This window comes from Arthrobacter sp. THG-b23, assembly GCF_059091265.1.
On record NZ_JBNHGM010000005.1, the window covers coordinates 1 to 23,307 of the forward strand.

General features: G+C 69.2%; 23 protein-coding genes. 3 read left to right on the forward strand and 20 right to left on the reverse strand.

The annotated features are described in order from the left end of the window. From AC5RVD_RS10575 to rimP, 4 genes are all read right to left on the reverse strand, one after another. Positions 1-764 (reverse strand): translation initiation factor IF-2 N-terminal domain-containing protein (locus AC5RVD_RS10575; RefSeq protein ID WP_494126887.1); only part of this gene is annotated, 764 nt, incomplete at its 3' end. Between the two features lie 143 nt (positions 765-907). Continuing rightward, a complete protein-coding gene (locus tag AC5RVD_RS10580; RefSeq protein ID WP_494113862.1) occupies positions 908-1,282 on the reverse strand; it encodes a YlxR family protein in 375 nt (124 codons plus the stop codon). A gap of 86 nt (positions 1,283-1,368) precedes the next feature. After that, positions 1,369-2,343: a transcription termination factor NusA gene (gene nusA / locus AC5RVD_RS10585; RefSeq protein ID WP_494113863.1), complete on the reverse strand. Its 975-nt coding sequence runs from the start codon at positions 2,341-2,343 to the stop codon at positions 1,369-1,371. Position 2,344: 1 nt separating this feature from the next. Next, a complete protein-coding gene (rimP, locus tag AC5RVD_RS10590) occupies positions 2,345-2,962 on the reverse strand; it encodes a ribosome maturation factor RimP (RefSeq protein ID WP_494113864.1) in 618 nt (205 codons plus the stop codon). A gap of 127 nt (positions 2,963-3,089) precedes the next feature. Between rimP and AC5RVD_RS10595 the strand changes: the two genes are divergently transcribed. Further along, on the forward strand, positions 3,090-4,151 hold the full coding sequence (locus AC5RVD_RS10595; RefSeq protein ID WP_494126888.1) for a DUF4439 domain-containing protein: 1,062 nt from the start codon (positions 3,090-3,092) through the stop codon (positions 4,149-4,151). A 27-nt stretch (positions 4,152-4,178) separates the two neighbouring features. Here the strand turns inward: AC5RVD_RS10595 and AC5RVD_RS10600 are convergent, their stop codons facing one another. The 12 genes from AC5RVD_RS10600 to AC5RVD_RS10655 form a co-directional block, all read right to left on the reverse strand. Beyond that, on the reverse strand, positions 4,179-4,979 hold the full coding sequence (locus AC5RVD_RS10600) for a sulfite exporter TauE/SafE family protein (RefSeq protein WP_494111358.1): 801 nt from the start codon (positions 4,977-4,979) through the stop codon (positions 4,179-4,181). After that, positions 4,976-6,775 (reverse strand): proline--tRNA ligase, encoded by a 1,800-nt coding sequence (locus AC5RVD_RS10605; RefSeq protein ID WP_494111359.1) that lies wholly within the window; start codon positions 6,773-6,775, stop codon positions 4,976-4,978. The genes AC5RVD_RS10600 and AC5RVD_RS10605 overlap by 4 nt, the downstream gene beginning before the upstream one ends. A gap of 144 nt (positions 6,776-6,919) precedes the next feature. Continuing rightward, on the reverse strand, positions 6,920-7,768 hold the full coding sequence (locus AC5RVD_RS10610; RefSeq protein WP_494126889.1) for a GNAT family N-acetyltransferase: 849 nt from the start codon (positions 7,766-7,768) through the stop codon (positions 6,920-6,922). A 28-nt stretch (positions 7,769-7,796) separates the two neighbouring features. Then, positions 7,797-8,963 carry a flavodoxin-dependent (E)-4-hydroxy-3-methylbut-2-enyl-diphosphate synthase gene (ispG, locus tag AC5RVD_RS10615; RefSeq protein WP_494111361.1) on the reverse strand — a complete coding sequence of 389 codons (1,167 nt, stop codon included), beginning with the start codon at positions 8,961-8,963 and terminating at the stop codon, positions 7,797-7,799. Between the two features lie 92 nt (positions 8,964-9,055). Beyond that, positions 9,056-9,346 (reverse strand): YciI family protein, encoded by a 291-nt coding sequence (locus AC5RVD_RS10620; RefSeq protein ID WP_494111362.1) that lies wholly within the window; start codon positions 9,344-9,346, stop codon positions 9,056-9,058. Between the two features lie 35 nt (positions 9,347-9,381). After that, a complete protein-coding gene (locus AC5RVD_RS10625; protein ID WP_494126890.1) occupies positions 9,382-11,130 on the reverse strand; it encodes a hypothetical protein in 1,749 nt (582 codons plus the stop codon). Positions 11,131-11,283: 153 nt separating this feature from the next. Next, complete coding sequence (locus AC5RVD_RS10630; RefSeq protein WP_494126891.1) at positions 11,284-12,693, reverse strand: M50 family metallopeptidase; 1,410 nt, start codon at positions 12,691-12,693, stop codon at positions 11,284-11,286. Then, positions 12,690-13,904 (reverse strand): 1-deoxy-D-xylulose-5-phosphate reductoisomerase, encoded by a 1,215-nt coding sequence (gene dxr / locus AC5RVD_RS10635; protein ID WP_494126892.1) that lies wholly within the window; start codon positions 13,902-13,904, stop codon positions 12,690-12,692. Before dxr ends, AC5RVD_RS10630 begins: the two co-directional genes overlap by 4 nt. Before the next feature lie 435 nt (positions 13,905-14,339). Then, entirely contained in the window at positions 14,340-14,735 is a 396-nt protein-coding gene (locus tag AC5RVD_RS10640; protein ID WP_494111366.1) for a universal stress protein, read from the reverse strand. Continuing rightward, positions 14,732-16,282 (reverse strand): tripartite tricarboxylate transporter permease, encoded by a 1,551-nt coding sequence (locus AC5RVD_RS10645; protein ID WP_494111367.1) that lies wholly within the window; start codon positions 16,280-16,282, stop codon positions 14,732-14,734. Before AC5RVD_RS10645 ends, AC5RVD_RS10640 begins: the two co-directional genes overlap by 4 nt. Then, positions 16,275-16,814, reverse strand: coding sequence for a tripartite tricarboxylate transporter TctB family protein (locus AC5RVD_RS10650; protein WP_494111368.1), 540 nt, complete (start codon positions 16,812-16,814; stop codon positions 16,275-16,277). Before AC5RVD_RS10650 ends, AC5RVD_RS10645 begins: the two co-directional genes overlap by 8 nt. Positions 16,815-16,816: 2 nt before the next feature. Continuing rightward, entirely contained in the window at positions 16,817-17,827 is a 1,011-nt protein-coding gene (locus tag AC5RVD_RS10655) for a Bug family tripartite tricarboxylate transporter substrate binding protein (RefSeq protein ID WP_494122807.1), read from the reverse strand. A 193-nt stretch (positions 17,828-18,020) separates the two neighbouring features. Here AC5RVD_RS10655 and AC5RVD_RS10660 point away from each other — a divergent pair, with 193 nt between their 5' ends. Both AC5RVD_RS10660 and AC5RVD_RS10665 read left to right on the forward strand, forming a co-directional pair. After that, a complete protein-coding gene (locus AC5RVD_RS10660) occupies positions 18,021-19,616 on the forward strand; it encodes an ATP-binding protein (RefSeq protein WP_494126893.1) in 1,596 nt (531 codons plus the stop codon). Then, positions 19,613-20,452, forward strand: a complete 840-nt coding sequence (locus AC5RVD_RS10665; protein ID WP_494126894.1) for a response regulator — start codon at positions 19,613-19,615, stop codon at positions 20,450-20,452. Before AC5RVD_RS10660 ends, AC5RVD_RS10665 begins: the two co-directional genes overlap by 4 nt. On the opposite strand, the gene AC5RVD_RS10670 is transcribed toward AC5RVD_RS10665, so the two are convergent. From AC5RVD_RS10670 to AC5RVD_RS10685, 4 genes are read right to left on the reverse strand one after another with little or no spacing between them, the layout of a single operon-like run. Beyond that, positions 20,442-21,266, reverse strand: coding sequence for an HpcH/HpaI aldolase/citrate lyase family protein (locus AC5RVD_RS10670; RefSeq protein WP_494126895.1), 825 nt, complete (start codon positions 21,264-21,266; stop codon positions 20,442-20,444). The two genes, AC5RVD_RS10665 and AC5RVD_RS10670, sit on opposite strands and share 11 nt — an antisense overlap. Continuing rightward, on the reverse strand, positions 21,263-21,853 hold the full coding sequence (locus tag AC5RVD_RS10675) for a MaoC family dehydratase (protein ID WP_494126896.1): 591 nt from the start codon (positions 21,851-21,853) through the stop codon (positions 21,263-21,265). The genes AC5RVD_RS10670 and AC5RVD_RS10675 overlap by 4 nt, the downstream gene beginning before the upstream one ends. Continuing rightward, the gene (locus AC5RVD_RS10680; protein WP_494126897.1) at positions 21,850-22,503 is read right to left on the reverse strand and encodes a CoA transferase subunit B; all 654 of its coding nucleotides are present in this window, start codon (positions 22,501-22,503) and stop codon (positions 21,850-21,852) included. The genes AC5RVD_RS10675 and AC5RVD_RS10680 overlap by 4 nt, the downstream gene beginning before the upstream one ends. Beyond that, the gene (locus tag AC5RVD_RS10685) at positions 22,494-23,294 is read right to left on the reverse strand and encodes a CoA transferase subunit A (RefSeq protein WP_494126898.1); all 801 of its coding nucleotides are present in this window, start codon (positions 23,292-23,294) and stop codon (positions 22,494-22,496) included. Before AC5RVD_RS10685 ends, AC5RVD_RS10680 begins: the two co-directional genes overlap by 10 nt. Between the last annotated feature and the right edge of the window lie 13 nt (positions 23,295-23,307).

Below are 23,307 nucleotides of genomic sequence, written 5' to 3' on the forward strand. Positions count from 1 at the left end.
TCAGTGCGGTTGGGCATCATGCCCGGAGTAGGCCGGGCACCGCCGGGACGCGGGGCACCGGGACGGGGTGCGCCGGGCCGCGCGGGAGCACCCGGACGCGGTGCAGCGCCGGGACGCGGTGCGGCAGGACGGGGGCCGCCCTGGCCGGCCGCCGGGGGACGCGGGCCGCCCGGACGAGGCATACCCTGCGAGGTTGCAAACGGGTTGTTGCCCGGACGCGGTGCACGCTCGGTGTCGCGGTCGCCGCGGCCACGGGGCATGCCCTGCGAAGTAGCGAAGGGGTTGTTGCCGGGGCGGGGGCCGCCGGGGCGCGGAGCACCCGGCCGTGCGGCGGCGGGACCGCCGGGCCGCGGAGCTGCAGATCCCGGCTTGGCAGCCGGTGCTTCTGCACGCTTCGGGGCTTCGGTCGCCTCCGCAGCCGGAGCCGCCGGAGCGGCCGGGGCAGCCGGAGCGGCCGGGGCGGCAGGCGACGGCTTGGCGGCTTCCGCGGCCGGAGCCGGTTCCGCCGCCGGGGCGGCCGGCGCTGCGCTCGGAGCGGGCTTCGCTCCCGGCTTGGGCGCTGCCTTTGGCGTTGTCTTGGGGGCCGCCTGTTCGCCCTTCGGGGCGGCGGCGGGGAACGCGTCGCGAAGCTTCTTCACGACGGGTGCCTCAATGGTCGATGACGCTGAGCGGACGAATTCGCCCAACTCCTGCAGTTTGGATACTGCATCTTTCGAGGTAATACCGAGCTCTTTTGCCAGCTCGTGTACGCGGACCTTGGCCACATTTCTCCTGTCTCGGTCCGCACGAGGCAGGTCTGCCGGGCACGAACCGTCTATTTCTTGCTGCGGCTTTCAGCAGAAAGGGCTGAAACGCCGCGGGCGGAGCACAATGAAGTACTCATCACTTGGCACTCATCGGGTTTCCATCAGTTTTCTGACCCGCTTTCAGGTTGGACGGTTGGGGTGACGGGGCCGGCCGCGGTGGCCGCCTCGTCGTCAGCACGGAACTGGTGTGCAACAGCGCTGCTGTCGACAGTGGCCCGGAAGGCCCTGCCGAAGGCACGCCGTTTCAGTGCCAGCTCCATACATTCCGGTTCGCGGTGCATCCAGGCACCGCGTCCGGGCCTGCGGCGGGCCGGATCGACGACGACGGTGGGAACACCGCCGACCTCTTCGACTGCCAGCCGCAGCAGAACGGCCTGGTCTTCCCGGCGCCGGCAGCCTATGCAGGTCCGCTGGGGCGGCGTGGCCGCCTGGGCGCGCGCCTGCATGGGCTTTTGACTGTCGGGAAACCCGGCCATGGATATTCTACCGCTTCCAGTGCCCGGCCAACGAACCGGGCGTGTTGCAGGCTCGCAGCCTGGCTTGGTCTTCGCTTCTACAGGCGCTATCCGGCCATGGCCGCGTCGGACACGATGTCGATCCGCCAGCCCGTCAGTTTCGCCGCCAGCCGGGCGTTTTGCCCTTCCTTGCCGATCGCCAGCGAGAGCTGGTAATCCGGCACCACGACCCGGGCGGAACGGGTTTCCGCGTCGGTAATGGTCACGGAGCTGACCCGCGACGGCGACAGCGCACTGGCGATGAACGTCGCCGGATCCTCGCTGAAGTCGACGATGTCGATCTTCTCGTCGTGCAGCTCGGTCATGACGGCCCGCACGCGCGAACCCATCTCGCCGATGCAGGCACCCTTGGCATTCAGTCCGGGCACGTTGGCCTTGACGGCGATCTTCGTCCGGTGGCCGGCCTCCCGCGCCAGGGCAACGATCTCCACGCTCTTGTCCGCGATTTCCGGTACTTCAAGTTCGAAGAGCTTGCGCACCAACCCCGGATGGGAACGGGACAGCGTGATCGAGGGGCCCTTCATGCCGCGGTGGACATCCACCACATAGGCGCGCAGGCGGGTGCCGTGGACGTAGCTCTCCCCCGGGACCTGTTCGGGCGGCGGCAGCAGTGCCTCCACAGTGCCAAGGTCCACCTGGACCATATGGGGGTTGTGGCCCTGCTGGATCAAGCCGGAAACCAACTCCCCCTCCTTGCCGCGGAACGCGCCCAGGACGTTGTCGTCCTCGGCGTCGCGCAGCCGCTGCAGGATGATCTGGCGTGCCGTGCTGGCGGCGATCCGGCCGAACCCGCTGGGCGTGTCGTCGAACTCACCGATCACGGTGCCGTCGTCGTCCACCTCGGCCGCCCAGATGGTGACGTGGCCGCTCTTGCGGTCCAGCTCGGCCCGGGCCTGGTCGATCGAGCCGGGGGACTTGTGATAGGCCACCAGCAGGGCCTGCTCGATCGTGGGGATCAGCAGGTCCAGCGGAATTTCGCGTTCGCGCTCAAGCAGCCGCAGGGCGCTCATATCGATATCCATCTCAGGCCTCCTCCTCGTTCTCCAGCTCGCCGTCGGCGTCGGCTGCAGTCGTGTCTTCGTCCGCCGGGGCAAATTCCACTTCGACCTTGCCGGAGCGGATGTTCGCAAAGTCCAGCTGGACCGGTTCGCCCGGACGGGGCTTCATGCCCTTCTTCGGCGCTTCTTCCGGCCGCACCGTCACGCCGCCCTCGCGGACTTCCAGCAGGCGGCCGGAAACGTCTTCCCCAGCCACCAGCTTGACCTTGACCAGCCTGCCCACGTTCCGGCGCCAGTGGCGCAGCTGGGTCAGCGGCCGGCTGAGCCCCGGCGAGGATACCTCCAGGCTGTAGGCCCGGCCGTCGTCCCGCGGATCCTCATCCAGCGTCTTGGAGAGCGCCTGCGACACGTCGGCGATGGCATCGAGCCCCACGCCGCCGGTCTGGTCCTCGGGGAGATCCACGACGACATGGACGGTGCGCTGTGATCCGGCGTAGCGGATTTCAACATCCTCAAGGAACAACTCGTGCGCAGCCACGGACGGTTCCAGCAGCTCTTTCAGGCGTGCGGCCTCCGCGGACGTGTCGGTACCGGATGTCCCTCCGGTAGTGGGCACGCCGCTGTGATCGCGCCGCTGGGCCATGCTGCCTCCCTGTCTTGTAAGTCTGTCTTCTAGACTAGCGACTTTACCGTGACTGGTGGCCTCCCCGCCGCCAGTACCGGCTGCCGCCGGTGCAGCGGAGGCCGAACCCGTGACATCATTTCCAGTTGTGGGATCTACTTCGAGGCGCCGCGGCGGCAAGCAGGCCGCGCCATCCCGGGCATGGCGCCGGGCGCCGCTGCTGTTGCTCACCGCGGCGATCGTGGTCAGCACCGGCACCGTGGTGGCGAGCATCACCGAGTCCGTCCCGCCCCCGAGCACCACCGAGCAGGCCCGCCTTGACGCTGTGGCGGGCCTGGAGGGCCTGGCGTCGGCCTTCGAGGAACACGACGACGACGGCGCCTCCCCCACCGCCGACCTGCTCCGCACCCAGGCGGACCTGCTGAAGCTGACCACGTCCTGGCCATCCGGATCCCCTGCCGCGCCCGGGACCGCCGCGCCGCCTTCCGCCGCCGCCTCGGCCAGCGGCTCCCCGCAAGCCGTGCCGCCACCCGGCCCCGGAGACCTGGCCGCGCTGGCCGGCGACCTGCTCGCCGACGCCCAGGAGACGGACCCGGGGCTCGCCCGGCTGCTGGCCTCGATCGGCTCCGCCGTCTTCGCCCAGGCGCAGGCGTTGGCCGGCGGGACGGAAGTAGCTGTGCCGTGGGACGCTCCGGAGAAACAGCTGGCGGCCGCCAGTTGCCCCGGCACTTCCGCTCCGGCGGAGGACGGGCGCGAGTCGCCAACGGCCGGCGCGCCGACCACGGCGGAGGCCATGGCCGCCGTCGTCCGCAGCCACGAACGCCTGGCGTACGCCTATGAAACGGTGCTGCCGCGCCTCGCCGGCGCCGAACGCGGGGCTGCCGCCGAACGTCTGGCGGCGCATTCCGACGCGGCCGGGAACTGGCGGGCGGTGGCGGCCGCCGAATGCCTGGACCTGCCGTTGCCGGAGCCGGCGTATGCCCTGGGCAGCGACTTCGCGGCCGATCCGCTGCCCGCGCTGCAGGACGCCGAGGAGGCCGCCCTCAACCCGCTGGCCGACCTGGTTTCGCTCAGCAGCGGCAGGGTGCGGCAGCACGCGGTGTCCGGCCTCGCCGCCGCCACGGCGGAGTTGGCGGCCTCCACCGGCGTCGTGCCGCCGGCCCCGGGACTGGACGACGAACTGTCGGCCGCGCCTGCCACCGCCTCGTGAGGGCGTGCATCCGCGCTCGATGTGGGCTCAGCGGCCCAGCACGTTCTCCTGCAGCACGTCGTAGCCTAGCTTGAGGATCAGGGCCGCGACCACGACCAGGAAGACCACGCGGATGAACTTGCTTCCTTGCGAGACGGCCATCCGCGCACCGACATAGCCGCCGGCCATGTTTGCGACGCCCAGCACCAGCCCGAGCCCCCACAGCAGCGCTCCGCTGGGCAGGAAGAAGGCCAGGGCGCCCAGGTTGGTGGCCATGTTGACGATCTTGGCCTTCGCGCTGGCGGCCAGGAAGTTGTAGCCGAGCATCGCCACCATCGCGATGATCAAAAACGACCCGGTACCGGGACCGATCAAGCCGTCGTAGAAGCCAATGACCAGGCCGATTCCGGCCGCCGTGCCCAGATGCCGGGCACCCTTGTACCTCAGCTTGGTCAAGGAACCTGCCGTCGGGCGGAGCGCGGTAAAGACGGCTACCGCGATCAGCGCGACGACGATGATCGGCTTGAACACCTCGGCGGGCAGCACGGTGGCCACGATGGCCCCGCCGAAGCTCCCTGCCAGCGCGATGCCGGCCATCGGCAGGGCGGTTTTCAGGTCCGGGTGGGCCCTGCGGTAATAGGTGACCGCGCTGGTGGTGGTGCCGAAGATGGAGCCCATCTTGTTGGTGGCCAGTGCCTGCACGGGACTGATCCCGGGTACCAGCAGCAGCACCGGCAACTGGAGCAGGCCGCCGCCGCCCACCACGGCGTCCACCCAGCCGGCGGCGAAGCCACCCACCACCACGAGGGCGAGGGTGGCCAGCTGCAGTTCCTCGAGTCCGGAGCTCACCTCCCGGCCAGTGCCGCCAACTGCCCGGCAGCCTCGGCCAGCGGCACGTTTTCGGCCTGGCCGGTGGCCCTGTCCTTGATTTCGACGACGCCGTCGGCCAGCCCGCGGCCGACCACCACGATGGTGGGCACGCCGATGAGTTCGGCGTCGGAGAACTTCACGCCCGGGGAGACCTTGGGCCGGTCGTCGTAGATGACCTCGACGCCGGCGCCGGACAGTTCCTCGGCCAGCTTGTTGGCTGCCTCAAAAATCTCCGTGCCCTTTCCGGTGGCGACAATGTGGACATCGGCCGGGGCCACGTTGCGCGGCCAGGCCAGGCCCTTGTCGTCGTGGTAGGCCTCGGCCAGCGCGGCGACCGCGCGCGTGACGCCCACGCCGTAGGAACCCATGGTCACCGTGGCCAGTTTGCCGTTGCGGTCCAGCACCTGCAGTCCCAGCGCCTCGGCATATTTGCGGCCAAGCTGGAAGATGTGGCCCATTTCGATGCCGCGGGCCGCCTCCAGCGGACCGGAGCCGTCGGGAGCGGGGTCGCCTTCGCGGACCTCGACCGACTCGACGACACCGTCCCAGCCGAAGTCGCGGCCGGCGACCAGGCCGAACACGTGCTTGCCGTCCTCGTTCGCGCCGGTGATCCAGCGCGTGCCGGGTACCACCCGGGGATCCACGAGATAGAGCAGGCCGGTGGCTGACTCGGTCCCGAGGACCGCGGCATCCAGGCTCTCGCCGGGACCGATGTAGCCCCTGACCAGGCCCGGATGCTTTTTCAGGTCTTCCTCGGTGGCTGCCTCGACCTCGACTTCGCCGCCGACAGGGAGGAAGGCACCGATGTTCGCCTCGACGCGCTTGAGGTCGACGGCGCGGTCGCCCGGTACGCCAATGACCACCAGGCTCCGCTCTCCGGTGGGCAGCTTGATGGCCAGGACAACGTTCTTCAACGTGTCCGCGGCGGTCCATTCCCCGTCCGCGCGCGGTGCCAGCTGGTTGGCCGCGGCCACCAGGGTATCGATGGTCGGGGTGTCCGGGGTGTCCTTGACCTCGGCAGCCGGGGCATCGGCGTAGTCCACCGGCTCCGGAGCAACGGTGGTGACGGCCTCCACGTTGGCGGCGTAGCCACCGGGCGAACGCACGAAGGTGTCCTCGCCGATCGCGGTGGGATGCAGGAACTCCTCGCTCTTTGACCCGCCCATGGCGCCCGAGGTGGCCTTGACGGTCACGACTTCCAGGCCCAGGCGCTTGAAGATCCGCAGGTAGGCGCGGCGGTGCGCGTCATAGCTGACGTCCAGGCCCTCGTCGTCGATGTCGAAGGAGTAGGAGTCCTTCATGATGAACTCGCGGCCGCGCAGCAACCCGGCGCGCGGGCGGGCCTCGTCCCGGTACTTGTTCTGGATTTGGTACAGCGTCACCGGCAGGTCCTTGTACGAGGAGTACAGATCCTTGACCAGCAGGGTGAACATCTCCTCGTGCGTGGGGGCCAACAGGTAGTCGGCACCCTTGCGGTCCTGCAGGCGGAACAATCCGTCGCCGTACTCGGTCCAGCGATTGGTCGCCTCGTACGGCTCGCGCGGCAGCAGCGCCGGGAAATGGACTTCCTGAGCGCCGATGGCGTTCATTTCCTCGCGGACAACTGCCTCCACCTTGGCCAGCACCTTCAAGCCCAGCGGCAGCCAGGAATAGATGCCGGGGGCGGCGCGGCGGATGTAACCGGCGCGCACCAGCAGCTTGTGGCTGGCAACTTCGGCATCGACCGGGTCATCGCGCAGGGTGCGCAGGAACATGCTGGACAGGCGAAGAACCACTGCAGGAATCCGTTTCTCAAGGTTTGGGCCGGCAGCGGCCCGCGACATCAACTGCCTTCTAATCTACTGGCTCCGCACGCGTGCCAGCGACAGCCCGCGGGGCCGGGCGGCGGCGGGCGGCAGGGGCGCCGGTCCGCCCCGCGCCTAGAACAAGACGGTGGCGAAGGTGCCGACCTGCCGGAAGCCGACCGCGGCGTAGGCGGCCATGGCCCGGTGGTTGTAATCGTTGACGTACAGGCTGGCCACCGGCGCGTACTTTCGGGACAGCTCGACGACGGCGGCCATGCAGCCGGAGGCCAGCCCCCGGCCACGGTAGGCGGGGTTCACCCACACGCCCTGGATTTGTACCGCATCGGCGCTGACGTTGCCCAGCTCTGCCTTGAAGACGACCTCCCCCTGGTCGTCCCGGCGGATCAGCGAGTGTCCCTTCCCAATCAGGGTGGCCACGCGCTGCCGGTAGTGCTGCCCGCCGCCGATCAGCGGCGAGTACCCGACTTCTTCCTCGAACATCGCCACGCAGGCGGGCACCAGCACGTCAAAATCGTCGTCGGTGGAGAACCGCACGTGCGGGTCGGCGGCCACGGCGGGAGTTCCGCGCAGCTCCATCAGGGGCTGGTTGGGCCGGACGTCGAAGGCCCGCGGATGGGCGTGCCGGAACGAAGACCAGATGCCGAGCACGCCTTCTGCCGGCCCGAAGATCGAGGACATGCGCCGCCCGCCGGCGGCCAGGTGGGCGCCCAACCGTGCGCCCTGTTCGGCATCCAGCCCGGACGGGACCACATTCACGCCGGCCCAGCAGGCCCCGGTGAGGACGCCGTCGTCGTACATTCCCAGGATCTGCGCACCGGACGGGGTGGGGCCGGCGGTGCCGGCGGACTCCAGGTGCGCGGCGAGGAAGACGTTGGCTACCGGATCGGCGCGCACCAGCTCCCACAGCTCGCCGGTATCCGCATGCTCCAGCGGCCGTATTCCGGCATGCTGATCGGAGGGCACGGCAGCTGCCGCACCCGCCGTGTCACGGCTAGCTGACGTTAACCACGGGGCTACCCTTGACAGCATTCTCGCCATCGGAGTCACCCATTTCCTCGGCAATCCTGAGTGCTTCTTCAATCAGCGTTTCCACGATCTGGTCTTCCGGGACGGTCTTGATGACCTGGCCCTTCACGAAGATCTGGCCCTTTCCGTTTCCGGAGGCCACACCGAGGTCGGCTTCGCGGGCTTCGCCCGGTCCGTTGACCACGCAGCCCATCACTGCGACCCGCAGCGGCACCTCCATGCCCTCGAGCCCGGCGGTGACTTCGTCGGCCAGCTTGTACACGTCGACCTGCGCGCGCCCGCAGGAGGGGCAGGAAACGATTTCGAGTTTGCGTTCCCGCAGGTTCAGCGACTGCAGAATCTGCAGGCCGACCTTGATCTCTTCCGCCGGCGGGGCGGACAGGGAGACGCGGATGGTATCCCCGATCCCCTGCGAGAGCAGCGCCCCGAAGGCGGTGGCGGACTTGATGGTGCCCTGGAAAGCGGGACCGGCCTCGGTGACACCGAGGTGCAGCGGCCAATCACCGCGTTCGGCCAGCAGCTCGTAGGCGCGGACCATGACCACCGGGTCGTTGTGCTTGACCGAGATCTTGAAGTCGTGGAAGTCGTGTTCTTCGAACAGCGAGGCCTCCCAGACGGCGGATTCCACCAGCGCCTCCGGAGTCGCCTTGCCGTACTTCTGCATCAGCCGCGGGTCCAGCGAACCGGCGTTGACGCCGATCCGGATGGATGTGCCGGCGGCCTTCGCGGCCTCGGCGATCTCCTTGACCTGGTCGTCGAACTTGCGGATGTTGCCCGGATTCACGCGGACGGCGGCGCAGCCGGCATCGATCGCGGCGAAGACGTACTTGGGCTGGAAGTGGATGTCAGCGATCACCGGGATCTGGGACTTCTTGGCGATGATCGGCAGGGCCTCGGCGTCGTCCGCGCTGGGGCAGGCCACCCGGACGATGTCGCAACCGGAGGCCGTCAGTTCGGCAATCTGCTGCAGCGTGGCATTGATGTCCGTGGTGGGCGTGGTGGTCATCGACTGCACGCTGATGGGCGATTCCGACCCGACCCCGACGGACCCGACCTTGATCTGCCGGGTCTTGCGGCGCGGCGCCAGGACTGGCGGTGGTGAAGCTGGCATTCCAAGATTGACCGAGGTCAAAACGTCCTCCATGTGCCGGTAGGCAGTTGCTGATCAGGTTTCATTATCCCCTTCCCGCACGGCCTTGGCACATGCTGCGCGAGTGGGATGAATCATGCGTGGTCGGCGAACGCCCCGGTGACCGGCTTCCAGTCGGTGACTTTCAGGCCGGAGACGAAGTTGTTGACGTTGAACGGATCCTGCTTCAGCTCCTCCAGCAGACTGGCTTCGTCCTCGGCGGTGAAGATCAGCAGCGCACCGGTGCCGTCGGTATAGGGGCCGGAGGCCAGCAGGCGGCCCCGGTCCATGAAGCCGCCCAGCCAGGCGCGGTGGGCGGGACGGTACTCGTCCCGGCCGGACTCGGAATCGGCGGCGTAGACGTATTCGACGGCAAAGACACTCATGGTCTTCACCTTACCCGCCGGCGGATGCGGGCGGGCTACTGGTAGGAAACGAACCACGGAACCGGCTTCACGCCGGTGTAGGTGCGCTCCGGGCTGAAAGTCGGGGTGTCTTCGTCGTAGAAGTTCTTCCAGCCCATCCAGATGTTCTTCGGCAGGTCCTCCCGGAGGACGCGCCAAGTATCCAGTTTCTGGCCGGGGTCGCCATGGCCGTCGGCGTGCAGCACCATGGCCAGCTCCTCGTGCCCGGTTTCCAGCTTCTCGCGGTCCGAAATCATCTGGTACTGGAACTGGTGCAGGATCAGCACCTTCTGGGGCAGGGAGTTCTTCCGGGTGAGTTTCGCCAGCCAGTCGCTGACGTGGTTGATCTCGGCAGCGGACACCGAGCCGATTTGCTCCATGTGCCGCTGCCCCTTGCCCAGCCGCCATTCCGGGTCCAGGGCCAGGCCCACGTGCGGTTCCTTCAGCAGGTCCTCATAGATTTTGGCCTGGGTGAGGAAGTCCGACCGCCCCGGCTGCAGGTCCAGCACCACGTACACCCCCGCCTCGCCGGCGGCATCAATCCAGGGGCGCAACTCGTCCGGATCGGTCTCCTCCGAATAGTCGCCGTCCTTTCCGGCCGAGGCACTGGCAACCGTGGCGATGATCTCGAACGCCGGGACCACCGGTTCCTTGCTGTGCGGTTGGTACTGCTTGGCGAGTTTCTTCACGCGCGTCACCGCCGCCTTGGCATCCTGCTCGCCGAGTGCGCCGAGGGCGGGCCCGGAGGGGTGCCCGTACAGCGCCACCATCCGCCGGGACGGGAAGGCGAACTGCCCGCCGCCGGGCAATTCCGGCACGGTCAGCGCTGCCGTGGTCCGGCGGGCGAAGGTGTCGCTGTTGCCAAAAGCTTCGCCGACGGCGAGCACGCGGTTGTCGGGCTCCTTGCGCAGGAAATCGATGGTGTCGCCACTCCGCCGCGGGTCTGCGTGCGGGTCCTGGAAGACCCGGGCGCCGGCTGCCTCCGCGACGGCCAGGGTCGCGGGGTAGTCCTGCCCGCCGTCCTTGCCGGTCAACACCGACACGGCCGCGGGCTCGTCCGGACGCTCGGGCGCCTTGACGTCCCCGTCCGGGGGGAGGATTTCCGCGTCCACCAGCAGCGGGGCCCACGCCTCGATGCCGCGGTCCGGTTCGGTGTCCGACACGGTCGAGGCGGTGTTCCGGGCGGCGGAGCCGGCAGCGTTCGAGGCGGTGGGCTCCGCCGCGGAGCCGGCAGCGTTCGAGGCGGAGGGCTCCGCCGCGGGGCCGGCCTCCGGCGCGGCGCTCGGGGAATCGACCGGCTCGGCGGGCGGCTGGCCGAAAGCCTTGACCCGGCGGACGCCGAGCCGCTTCAGCTCTTCGGCCAGCCCGTCTCCGGCCAGCAGCAGCGGCACGCCCATCGGCACCGACTCGGCAGCCGCGGCAGCGATGGCCTTGGCATCGTCCGGCGGTGCGACGAACGCCACGGGGCTGGAATCAAACAACGCCTCGCTGGCGGCCAGCGACGCTTCGGCGTCGGAGCCGGCGAGCACCTGCGCATCCGCGGCTCCCGCCCTCAGCTGCACGCGGTCCGGGGCGGCCTCTGCCGAGGCTTCCGATGATTGCGGGCCCTGCGCTTCGCCCGGCGCGGTGCAGCCGGCAAGTGCCACAGCGGCCGCCACGACAGCGGCCGCGCCGGTCCTGAACCAGGTCCTGCGGCGCGTCGTCTCCGCCCGGGCAATGCCCGGAAGGCTCGCTGCGGTACGGGCTGTCCGCGGTGCCGTGCTCACGGGTTGTGGCTCCCTTCGCCGGTTCCGGCCAGTCTAACCACGGGGACCTCCGGGGTTCCAACCTCCGGACGGCGTGCCGCGCATGCCGGCGCGTATCGCCGTCGTGCCGGGCCAGGGGTGCGGTTCGCCGAGGCCGCCGCCGGGAACCCCGCGTCAGCCGAAGATGTTGACCGGTTTGACGATGTCCGCGTAGATCAGCAGCGCGCCCATGCCCATCAGCACCACGGCCACGACGTAGGTCAGCGGGAGCAGTTTGGCGATGTCCACCGGTCCCGGATCCGGGCGGCGGAACAGCTTGGCGACGCCGCGGCGGATGGCTTCCCAGAGCGCACCGGCCACGTGCCCGCCGTCCAGGGGCAGCAGCGGGATCAGGTTGAACACGAACAGTGCAAGGTTGACCGAGCCGACCAACCCGATCAGCGAGGCCGCCCGCGCCTCGAAGGGGATCTCGTCCATCGCGCTGATCTCGCCGGCAATCCGGCCGACGCCCACCACGCTCATCGGCCCGTTCGGGTCGCGCGGAGCATCGCTGAAGGCGGCTTCGGCCACGTCGGCCAGCCGCTGCGGCAGATGGAGCACCACGCCGGTGATCGCCTGCAGGTTCTCCCCCACGGCAGGGAGCACGTCGCCGGCCGGCTGCGGCACCAGGGCGGTGGTGGCCCCCATCCCCACGAAACCTGCCTGCTCCGTCACCGGCTCGCCATTGCCGTCCAGCAGCGGTTGCCCGGCGTCGTCGAACACCGGACGTTCGGTGAGGATCGGGGTGATGGTGGTGGTGATTTCCCTGCCGTCGCGCAGCAGCGTGATCGGCGTCTCCTCCCCCGCTGCGTCCCGGATCCAGGCGGTCAACTGGTACCAGTCGGTGACCGGCTTGCCTGCGAAGGCGACGACGGTGTCCCCCGGCCGGATTCCCGCCGCCGTGGCCGGAGCTTCGGGATCGCTGGGCAGGCAGTCGGTCTGACCGGTCTCGGCGGCCTGCGACGCCGGGACCACGCATTTATTGACCTGGGCAATGGTGGTGGTGGCCTGGGCGGAGCCGAAGCCGACCAGCACGATGCCGATCAGCACCGTGCCGATGACCAGGTTCACGAACGGGCCGCCGAGCATGATGATGATCCGCTTCCAGACCGGCAGTTTGTAGAACATCCGGTTCCCGTCGCCGGGCTGCAGCCGCTCGGCTTCGGCCTGCCGGGCGTCGTTGGCCAGTTGCTGGAACATGCCGGTGCTGGACCGGCGGACCGAGCCGCCGCTCGCGCCGCCGCCGCTGATGATGCCGCTGCCGCCGCTGGCGCTGTCGCTGTCGCCGCTGCCGCCGCTGTCCTTGGCCGGCGGGTACATGCCGATCATCGAGACGTAGCCGCCGAGCGGGATGGCCTTGACACCGTATTCGGTCTCGCCGCGCCGGCGGGAGAAGAGGGTCTTCCCGAAGCCGACCATGTACTGGGTGACCCGCACCTTGAACAGCTTGGCGGGCAGCAGGTGGCCCACCTCGTGCAGGGCGATGGACACGGCGATGCCGACGGCCACGAAGAGGACGCCGAGAATGAAAAGCAAGATGGTCACAACATAGCCAAACGTTCGTGGGCCCGCGAGCGTGCCCAGTCCTCTGCGGCCAGCACGGCGGCAACGGTCAGTTCGCCGGAGGGAGCGTGTTCGTCCACCACGGCAGCCACCGTCTCCACGATCTCGTCGAAGCGGATCCGGCCGTCATGGAAGGCGTCGACGGCTTCTTCGTTGGCCGCGTTGTAGACGGCCATGAAGGTACCGCCGCGGCCGGCCGCCTCCTTGGCCAGCCGCACCGCGCCGAAGACCTCCTCGTCCAGCGGCTCGAAGGTCCAACTGGTGGCCCGGCTCCAGTCACACGGCTGCGCGGCGCCCGGCACGCGGGCCGGCCAGCCCATGCCGAGGGCGATCGGCAGGCGCATGTCCGGCGGCGAGGCCTGCGCGATGGTGGACCCGTCGGTGAACTGCACCATGGAGTGCACCACCGACTGCGGGTGCACCACCACGTCGATCCGCTCCAGCGGGACGTCGAAGAGCAGGTGGGCTTCGATGACTTCCAGCGCCTTGTTGACCATGGTCGCCGAATTGGTGGTCACCATCCGGCCCATGTCCCAGGTGGGGTGAGCCAGCGCCTGCGCCGGGGTAACGTCGCGCAACTCATCCCTGCCGAAGCCGCGGAACGGACCGCCGGAGGCGGTGACGATCAGCCGTTCCACTTCGGCGGCCGTGCCCGCCCGGAGCGCCTGGGCCAGCGCCGAGTGTTCCGAATCCACCGGCACGATCTGCCCGGGACGCGCCGCCTGCTTGACCAGCGGCCCGCCGGCAATCAGGGACTCCTTGTTGGCCAGCGCGAGCAGATGTCCGGCACCCAGCGCGGCCAGTGTAGGCGCCAAACCAATGGACCCGGTGATGCCGTTAAGCACGACGTCGGCGTCCGGCCACGCGGCGATCCTCGCGGCTGCGTCGGGGCCGGCGAAGAGCTCGGGCGAGTAGCCGGAAACGCCGGCGTCCGCCGCGGCGGCCTTGACCGCAGTCGCCAGGTCATCCACCGTTCCGGCGGCGATTCCGACGGCCTGGGCCCGGGTGTGGACCGCCTGCCGGGCCGCCAGCTCCACGTTGCCGCCGGCTGCGAGCGCCGTTACCTCGAAGCGTTCCGGGGCCGCGTCCACCACGTCGATCGCCTGGGTGCCGATTGAACCGGTGGAACCCAGCAGCACTACCTTGCGTCGGGCGGGATGCGGGGCGGCGGGGGGCGGATCTCGGAACTCCATGCGCTCAATTATCCAGCACCGGCGGCCCGCCCGCCGAGCACGGGCTGTGTGGCGTCCAAGTTACCCCTTGGCTTTGAGATCACCGGTTAAATGGGGTGACCTCGAAGCCATTCCCTGACCTGGTGGCGATGTCACCTATCTGGTGGTGAGATCACCCTCCACGGCGGGTTATCTCGACGACAACCCCTGACCGACCGCGCGGGCTGCTCCCCCGGTCGCGCGGGAGACGACACCGGTACAGGGAAAAACTGCCGGGGCAGGGCTCGTGCGCCCTGCCCCGGCAGCGGAACCCTGCCCCGGTGAATCCGGTCCTATCCGATTGCGGCTCCCGGCGCGCGCGGGATAGACGCAGGCGGTAGGGCCTGCCCCTCGGCGGTCCGCCCGGCGAGCGCGGGGGTGCCGACTGCGGCTGGTCATATCGCCGCTGGGCACCGGTTACCCCTGCTTCACCGCCAGCACGTTGCAGGACGCGCCCAGCAGGATGGTTTGCGCCGTGGAACCCATGACCAGCTTGCCCACCGGCGTGCGGTTGCGCACCCCGATGACAATCAGGTCCGCCCCGGACTCTTCGGCGGCGTCGAGCACGTCGTCGGCAGCCAGTCCGTCCGAGATACCGTGCCTGATGCTGTAGGTGACGCCGGCCCCGGACAGGACTGATTCCAGCCGGGTGACGTCGGCGGCGTCCGCATAGGTCGGATCCACCAGCCGGTCCGCCCTGGTGGTGTTGACCACCAGCAGCTCCGCCGAACGGCGGCCGGCCTCGTCGATCGCGGCGGCCAGTGCGGCGTCGCCCAGGGCGTTGGGAACATATCCCACCACTATCGTGGTCATGCGCTGACCTCTTTGCCTTGCGGGTTGTCGTCGTCGAGCACCGCCGCTTCCATCAGGCGTTGGCGCTTCTTCAGCCAGAAGGACAGCACAAAGATGACCACCAGGGCGATGTAGATGCCGGCCGAGATCGGGGTGGACACCAACGCCATCGGGTCGCCCTGGGAGATGGCCAGCGAACGCCGCAGCTGGCTCTCGAAAATCGGCCCCAGGATCATGCCCACCACGAGCGGGGCAATCGGGTAGCCGTAGCGGCGCATGAAGAAGCCCAGCACGCCCACCACCAGCAGCACGAACACGTCGACCGGGGTGAAGTTCACCGAGAACGCGCCCATGGCCGCGAAGACCAGGATGCCGGCGTAGAGGTATGGCCGCGGGATCTGCAGGATCTTCACCCAGATGCCCACCAGCGGCAGGTTCAGCACCAGCAGCATCAGGTTGCCAACGTAAAGGCTGGCAATCAGTGCCCAGACCAAGGCGCCCTCGACCTCGAACAGCAGCGGCCCGGGCTGGATGTTGTAGCGCTGGAACGCCACCAGCATCATCGCCGCCGTCGCCGTCGTCGGAATGCCCAGCGTCAGCAGCGGGACCAGCACGCCGGCCGCGGCCGCGTTGTTGGCCGACTCGGGCCCGGCCACGCCTTCGATGGCGCCGCGCCCGAATTGCTTCTTGCGCGCGCCCCTGGCCAGTTTCTTCTCGGACGCGTAGGACAGGAAGGTGGCCACGTCGGCGCCGCCGGCCGGCATGGTGCCGATCGGGAAGCCGATGAACGTCCCCCGCAGCCACGGCTTCCAGGAACGTTTCCAGTCCTCCTTCTTCATCCACGACGTCCAGCCCCCGGTCACCGGGATGACCTTGACGGGCCCGTGCCGCAGCCGGGACGCCACATACAGCGCCTCGCCCAGTGCGAACAGCCCCACGGCCACCAGCACGACGTCGATCCCGTCCGCCAGGAACGGGCTGCCGAAGGTGTAGCGCTGCTGGCCGGTCATCAGGTCCACGCCCATGAACGCCATGAACAGTCCCAGCCCCAGCGAGGCCAGGCCGCGCAGCACCGACGCGCCCAGCAGCGCGCCGACGGTCAGGAACGCCACGACCATCAGGGCGACGTACTCCACCGGACCGATCTGCACGGCGAACGCAGCCACGTAGGGCGCCACGAAACTCAGCAGCACCGTGGCGACCGTGCCGGCGATGAAGGAGCCGAGCGCCGCCGTCGCCAGCGCCGCGGCACCGCGGCCGGCTTTGGCCATCCGGTTGCCCTCGAGCGCGGTGACGATGGAGGCGGATTCACCCGGCGTATTCAGCAGGATCGAGGTGGTCGAACCGCCGTACATGCCGCCGTAGTAGATGCCGGCGAAAACGATGATCGCCGCCGTCGGCTCGAGGCTGTACGTGATCGGCATCAGCAGGGCAACGGTCATCGCCGGCCCGATACCCGGCAGCACGCCCACTGCCGTTCCGACCAGCACGCCGCCCAGGGCGTACAGCAGGTAAATCGGCTGCATGGCCACGGAAAAGCCCTCCAGGAGGGCGTAGAAGTTATCCATCCAGGAACGGCACCCCTTCGAGCACGCCGGCAGGCAGCGAGACGCCGAGGAGCCCGGCGAAAGCGAACTGCAGCAGCAGCGCCATGACTACGCCGACCACGGCCGCACGCCACAGCGGCTTGGCGCCGAGCGCCCAGGCGGCGCCGATGAACAGCACCGCCGCGGCAACCGGCCAGCCCAGCGGCACGATCAGGAAAATATGGACGACGACGGCGCCCGCCATCTTGGCGACGGTCAGCCAGTCCGTCTTGACATTCGGATCGATGTCTTCGCCCTCTTCAGCCTCGCCGGTGACGCCGCGCAGCAGCTGCACGATCAGCCCGGCACCGACGGCCACCAGCAGGCCGGAGACGATATAGGGCAGCGCCCGGGGCCCGATGTCGCTGGCCGAGTCGGGCGTCTGGATTCCTGCCCCGGCCACGAAGCCGACGATCCCGATGCTCAGGATCACGGCCGCGAAGATTATTTCTCCGAGCGGCTTGCCCGGGGCGGCGGTGCCGCCCCGGGCCGCTCCAGCAGTGGAAGAGGCCATGATTACTTCAGGAGACCGATATCCGTCAGGGTTGCGGTGACGGTCTTGATGTCCTCCGTCAGGAAGCTGGCGAATTCGTCGCCGGCCAGGAAAGCGTCGCCCCAGTTGTTCGTGGACAGGGTCTCCTTCCACGCATCGGTGCCGTGCAGCTCGGTCATCAGCGCGGTGAGCTTCTCGGCCTGGGCATCGTCGATGGACCCGGGAGCCACGACGCCGCGCCAGTTGGTGAGTACCACGTCCACGCCCTGTTCCTTCAGCGGCTTGACCTCGGGCAGCTGCGGCGCGGCCTCCGGGCCGGAGACCGCCAAGGCACGCAGCTTGCCGGCCTTGACCTGCTCCGCATACTCGCCCACGCCGGAAATGCCGGCCGAGACCTTGTTGCCCAGCAGCGCCGCCAGCGATTCGCCGCCACCGGAGTACGGGATGTAGTTCAGCTTGTCGGCGCCGATTCCGGCCTCCTTCAGCATCAGGCCGGCCAGGATGTGGTCGGCGCCGCCGGCGGAGCCGCCGGTGATCGAGACGCCCTTGCCCTTGGCCTTGACGTCAGCGATCAGGTCGTCGATCGTCTGGTACGGCGAGTCGGCGGGAACGACGACGACGAGCGGCTCTTCGGTGAGCCGGGCGATCGGCGTCGTGTCTTCGATCCGGTTTTTCGACTTGTTGGTTTCCACGGCGCCGACCATGACGTACCCCATCACCATCAGGGTGTCCGGGTTCTGTTCGGTGGCCAGCTTCGCCAGCCCATTGGTGCCGCCGGCGCCGCCGATGTTGACCACCGAGGCGCTGGAAACCAGGTCGTTCTCCTGCAGGTCCTTCTGGATGGCGCGGCCGGTTTGGTCCCAGCCGCCGCCCGGGTCTGCCGGGACAATGATATTGAGCTTGTCGATGCCGGCCTCTTCGGCGCCGTTGCCGCCGCCACCAGTAGTGGATCCGCAGGCTGCCAGGACCAGGGCGGACGCTGCCGCGGCGGCCACCAGGGCCGAACGGCGTCTCATCGTACGGTCGAGCTTCATGTGGGTTCTTCCTCCTCCAACCGGCGTGATGGGCATCACCATGCCGTGCGCCCCAGCGTAGGGGCCGGTTCGGCGCCCGGGAAGAATGCGGTCATTGTGGCCGTATTGGTCATTGTGGTCACAGCCGGTCCCGACCGGGGCGCAGCTCACAGCATTGAGAGTGGCGCAGCTAACAGCATGCGAAAATGGTGGTGTGTTCCGATCCCTGTCGCTGCGGACCCAGCTGTTTGTGCTGCAGCTGTCCATCCTGCTCGCCGTCGTCCTGGTGGCCGGCTCGGTCGCCATATCGATGCAGGAGCAGCAGATCCGCGATGCCTACGAGGGACGGATGATCGGTGTGGCGCGCTCGGTGGCGCAATTGCCGTCCATCGTGGAGGCCTTCGACGACGAAGACCCCAGCGAGACCATCCAGCCGATCGCCGAGCTCATAGCGCAGTCCACGGGCGTGACGTACGTGGTGGTCACGGACGACCGCGGGATCCGCTACTCCCACCCCAACGAGGCGTTGATCGGACAGATGGTTTCCACCGACCCGTCGATCCCCTTGTCCGGCGAGACGTTCGTCGGCAGGCAGACCGGCACGCTGGGCGAGTCGTGGCGGGTGAAGGTGCCCGTGTATGACCGGTCGGGGAGCACAGTGATCGGCACCGCGTCTGTCGGCACGTTGGAATCCACGCTGCGCGACGACCTCAACGACGACCTGCCCGTCCTGCTGGCCTGGCTCATCGCGGCGGCACTGGTCGGATCGGCCGGCGCCATCTACATCTCGCGGCTGGTCTGGCGGCGGATCTACCAGCTCGAGCCGGAGGAGATCGCCGCCCTGCTCGAAACCCGCGACGCCATGCTTCACGGCATCGGCGAAGGCGTGGTTGCCGTGGACGACCGCGGGCGCATCGCGTTGCTCAACGACGAGGCGAAACGCCTCCTGGAGGTCTCCGACGCCGCCTTGGGCCAGGCGGCCGGCAAGATCCTGGATCCCGTGCTGGCGGCCATGCTGGCGGCCACCGGCGGCGCCGACGAAACGGTCCTCGCCGGCGAACGAGTGCTGCTGGCCCGGGCCAACGCGGCCACCGTGGACTCGCGCCGCGTGGGCAGCGTCCTCATCCTGCGCGACCGCACCGAACTGCACCAGCTGCTGCAGGATCTGGACGGCGCCCGGGATGTCACCCAGGCGCTGCGGGCCCAGGCACACGAATTTTCCAACAAGATGCATGTGATCTCCGGCCTGCTGGAACTGGGCCGCGCGCAGCAGGCAGTGGACTTCATCTCGCGTGCCGGCCACGGCGGTTCGGTGGTGGCGGGCGAACTGGCCCCGGGCATCACCGACCCGGACGCGGCCAGCCTGCTAATGGCCAAGACCACTATTTGCGACGAAAAGGGCATCAGGCTGCTCATCGATCCGGCGTCCGAGCTCGCTCCGGACGGCACGACGGACCCGGTCACCGTGCTCGGAAACCTGATCGACAACGCCATCGAAGCCGTGGGTGTGCAGGGAACCATCACGGTCGCCATCACCAGTGGCCCGGGCGGTTGCACCATCACGGTCGCCGACGACGGTCCCGGCGTCCCGCCGGAGGAATACCAGCGCATCTTCGAGCCCGGCGTCTCCGGCAAGGAGGCCGCGCTGCCGGGCAGCCGCGGTTTCGGCCTCGCGCTGGTCAGCCGCGTTGCGGCGCGGCGCGGCGGCAGCGCCCGGGTGGCGGCCTCCGCCTCCGGCGGCGCCGAGTTCACGGTAACGTTCTCACCGACCCCGCCGAACGCCCGACCGCAAGGAGTTCCGGTTCCATGAGCCTGATCCGCACTGTCGTCATCGACGACGACAAAGAGGTCGCGGGGGTGCACACCGGCTTCCTGCTGGCCCACGGCGCCTTCGATGCCGTGGGCACCGCGTACACCGGGGCCGAGGGGCTGGCAATGGTCGCGAAGCTTCGCCCCGAGCTGGTGCTGCTGGACATTCACCTGCCGGACATGAGCGGCATCGAAGTACTGCGCGCGGTCCGGAACCTTCCCGGGGAACCCGTTGACGTCATCGCGATTACCGCGGCACGCGAACTGGACACGGTGCGGGCCGCGATGGCCGGCGGGGTGCTCCACTACCTGGTCAAGCCGTTCAACGCGCGGGTTCTCATGGAGCGGCTGGACGCGTATGTGGAGCACCGCCGGCAGATCAGCGGCGACGACTCCGCCGTGCTGGACCAGGACGGCATCGACCGGCTGCTCGCGCCGCAGCTCGACGCCGGCAGGGACTCCGCCCGGGAGGATGACAGCACCGCTGAAGGGCCGGCGTCCCGCCGTGCCCCCGGCCAACCGACGCTGCGGCGCGCTGCTGCGCCCGGAAGCGGCGCCGGCCGCGCCGCGCTTTCCGCCGTCACGCTGTCCGGCCCGGGGACTGCTGTTCCGCTGCCCAAGGGCCTGTCCTTGCCCACCCTGGAGGCCGTGATCGCCGACCTGAATGCGGCCGGCGCGGCCTCCTCTGCGTCCGAGGTCGCCGGGCGGCTGGGCTTGGCCCGGGTCAGCGCACGGCGCTATCTGGAGTACCTGGTGTCGCGCGGCGAGGCCCGGATCACCCCGCGGTACGGGGCTGCCGGCCGGCCGGAGAAGTTCTACGTCCCGCTCACCCGTTAGGAGTGAACTGCCGGGCCCGCCGCAGGATCTGCTCCGCGTGCTTGAGGACCGGCCCGTCGACCATTTGGCCCCGGAACCGGAAGGCGCCGGCTTCATTGGCGGCGGCGGCCAGCAGCGCCGCCGCCTGGTCGGTTTCCTCCTCGCCGGGGCGGTAGGCGGCCCGCACCACGTCGGCCTGGCTGGGGTGGATGATGGCCTTCGCTGCGAAACCCGAGGCGACTGCATCCTCGGCCTCGGCCGCGAGCCCGCCCAGGTCCGGTATGTCGATGTAGACCGAGTCGATGGCGGCCTTGCCGTAGGCGCCGGCGGCAAGCAGGACCTGCGAACGCGCCTGCCGGGCGACGTCCCGGTAGGTTCCGGACGCGAACCGGCTGGAACTGCCGCCCAGTGAGGCGACCAGGTCCTCCGCCCCCCACATCAGCGCGGTGACGTTCGCGCAGCGTGCCAGTTCCGCGGCGTGCAGCACGCCGAGGGCCGTCTCGCACAGGGCCACCACCGAGTACTCCCCCAGCCCGCCGGCCGCCGCCGCGTCCTCCGCCTTGGCCAGCATGATGGTGCGGTAGCCGGACCGGCGGACGGCGTCCAGGTCCGGCGCGTGGTCGGCTGTGCCGGCCGCGTTGACCCGCACGATCGTCCGTTCGGGGTCGAGCGGGTTGTCGATGATGGCTGACCGCGCCGCGGCGCGGTCCGCGGGAGCAACCGCGTCCTCCAGGTCCAGGATCACCGCGTCGGCGCGTTCGGCGGCCTTGCCGTACCGGTCGGGCCGGTCTGCCGGACAAAACAGGATGGCCGGTCCCATGCCGAAGCCGGTCATCGGACGCCCCCGGGCCGGCCGTCCCACAGTTCGGCGTCGCCGGTTTCCGAGCCTGCGATGGCTTCGGCGTGGCCGTCCTTGGTCCACATCAGGCAACTGCGCGTCACCGTGGCCACCACATCCCCGTGCTGGTTCCGGCCGGTGTGGTGCATGGTCACCACGCCGGTCCCGGGCCTGGACCTGGAGAGCCGCTTGTCGGTGACCACCGTCTCCGTATACAGCGTGTCCCCGTGGTAGAGCGGGTGCGGGAAGGTTACGTCCGTCATGCCCAGTTGAGCCACAATCGTGGACTGGGTGAGTTGGCCGACGGACTGGCCCACCACCGTGGCGAGGGTGAACATGGAATTCATCAGCCGCTGGCCGAACGGCTGCCCTGCCGCCCACGCCGCGTCCAGGTGCAGGGCCTGGTTGTTCATGGTGACGGTGGTGAAGAAGACATTGTCCGCCTCGGTGACGGTGCGGCCCGGCCGGTGCGCGTAGATGACGTCCGCTTCGATCTCCTCGAAGTAGAGCCCCCGCTGGATGATCACTTTCTGCGCCCCGGCGGCTTCGGAGGGCGTCGCCGCTGCCCCGGCGTCGGTGTTCACCGGGCACCCGCCTGGTACTGGTCGATCCGGAGCTCGGCTTCGGTGGCGGCCACGACGTCCTGCACGTCGACGCCCGGGGCCGTCTCGCGCAGCACCAGTCCCTGCTCAGCGACGTCGATGACCGCCAGGTCCGTGATGATGGTGTCCACGCAGCCCCTGCCGGTGAGCGGCAGCGTGCATTCGGTGAGGATCTTGGGGTTCCCGCCCTTGTCCACGTGCTCCATCATGACGATCAGCCGTTTGGCGCCGAACACCAGGTCCATGGCACCGCCCATGCCCTTGACCATCTTGCCCGGGATCATCCAGTTGGCCAGGTCTCCGGTCCGGGACACCTGCATGGCGCCGAGAACGGCGACGTCGACGTGCCCGCCGCGGACCATGCCGAAGGAAGCGGAAGAGTCGAAGATTGCCGCTCCGCGGTTGAGCGTCACGGTCTCTTTGCCCGCGTTGATCAAGTCCGGGTCGATGTTGTCCTCGGTCGGATACGGGCCGACGCCGAGGATCCCGTTTTCGGAATGCAGGATGACCTCCACGCCGTCGGGAATGTAGTTGGGAACCAGGGTGGGCATGCCGATGCCCAGGTTTACGTACTGCCCGTTTTCCAGTTCCCGGGCCACCCGGGCGGCCAATTCGTTGCGTGTCAGCGCCATGGCGTGCTCCTTTGCTTCCCGGTCGCGCCGGCGTCTTGGCCGGCCAGCCGCACCGTGCGTTTTTCGATACGCTTTTCCACCTCCGGTGCCACCACCACCCGCTGGACGAAAATGCCGGGGGTGTGGATCTGCTGGGGGTCCAGTTCGCCCGGTTCCACGAGTTCTTCGACTTCGGCGATCGTGATCTTGCCGGCCATGGCGCACAGCGGATTGAAGTTCATGGCGGTCACGTGGAACACCAGGTTGCCCAGCCGGTCGCCCTTCCAGGCATGCACCAGGCCGAAGTCCGGCCGCAGCGACTCCTCCAGCACGTAGTCGGCCCCGCCGAAGCTGCGCACTTCCTTCGGTTCCGATGCCTTGGCGACCCCGCCGTCGGCGTCGTATTTGCGCGGCAGCCCGCCCTCGCTGACCTGCGTGCCGACACCGGCGGCCGTGTAGAACGCGGGAATCCCGGCGCCGCCGGCCCGCAGCTTCTCCGCCAGCGTCCCCTGCGGGGTCAGCTCCACTTCCAGCTCGCCGGCCAGGAACTGCCGGGCGAACTCCTTGTTCTCGCCCACGTAGGAGCTGATGGTGCGCCGGATCCTCCCGTCGGCCAGCAGCACGCCCAGCCCCCAGTCGTCCACGCCGCAGTTGTTGCTGATGGTCTCCAGGTCGGTGGTGCCGGCGTCGTGCAGGGCCTGGATCAGCGCCACCGGAATGCCGCACAGGCCGAAGCCGCCCACGGCCAGCGAGGCGCCGTCCGGAATATCCGCCACGGCCTCCGCGGCGGAAGCCATTACCTTGTTGATCACTGCGTCCTCCTTT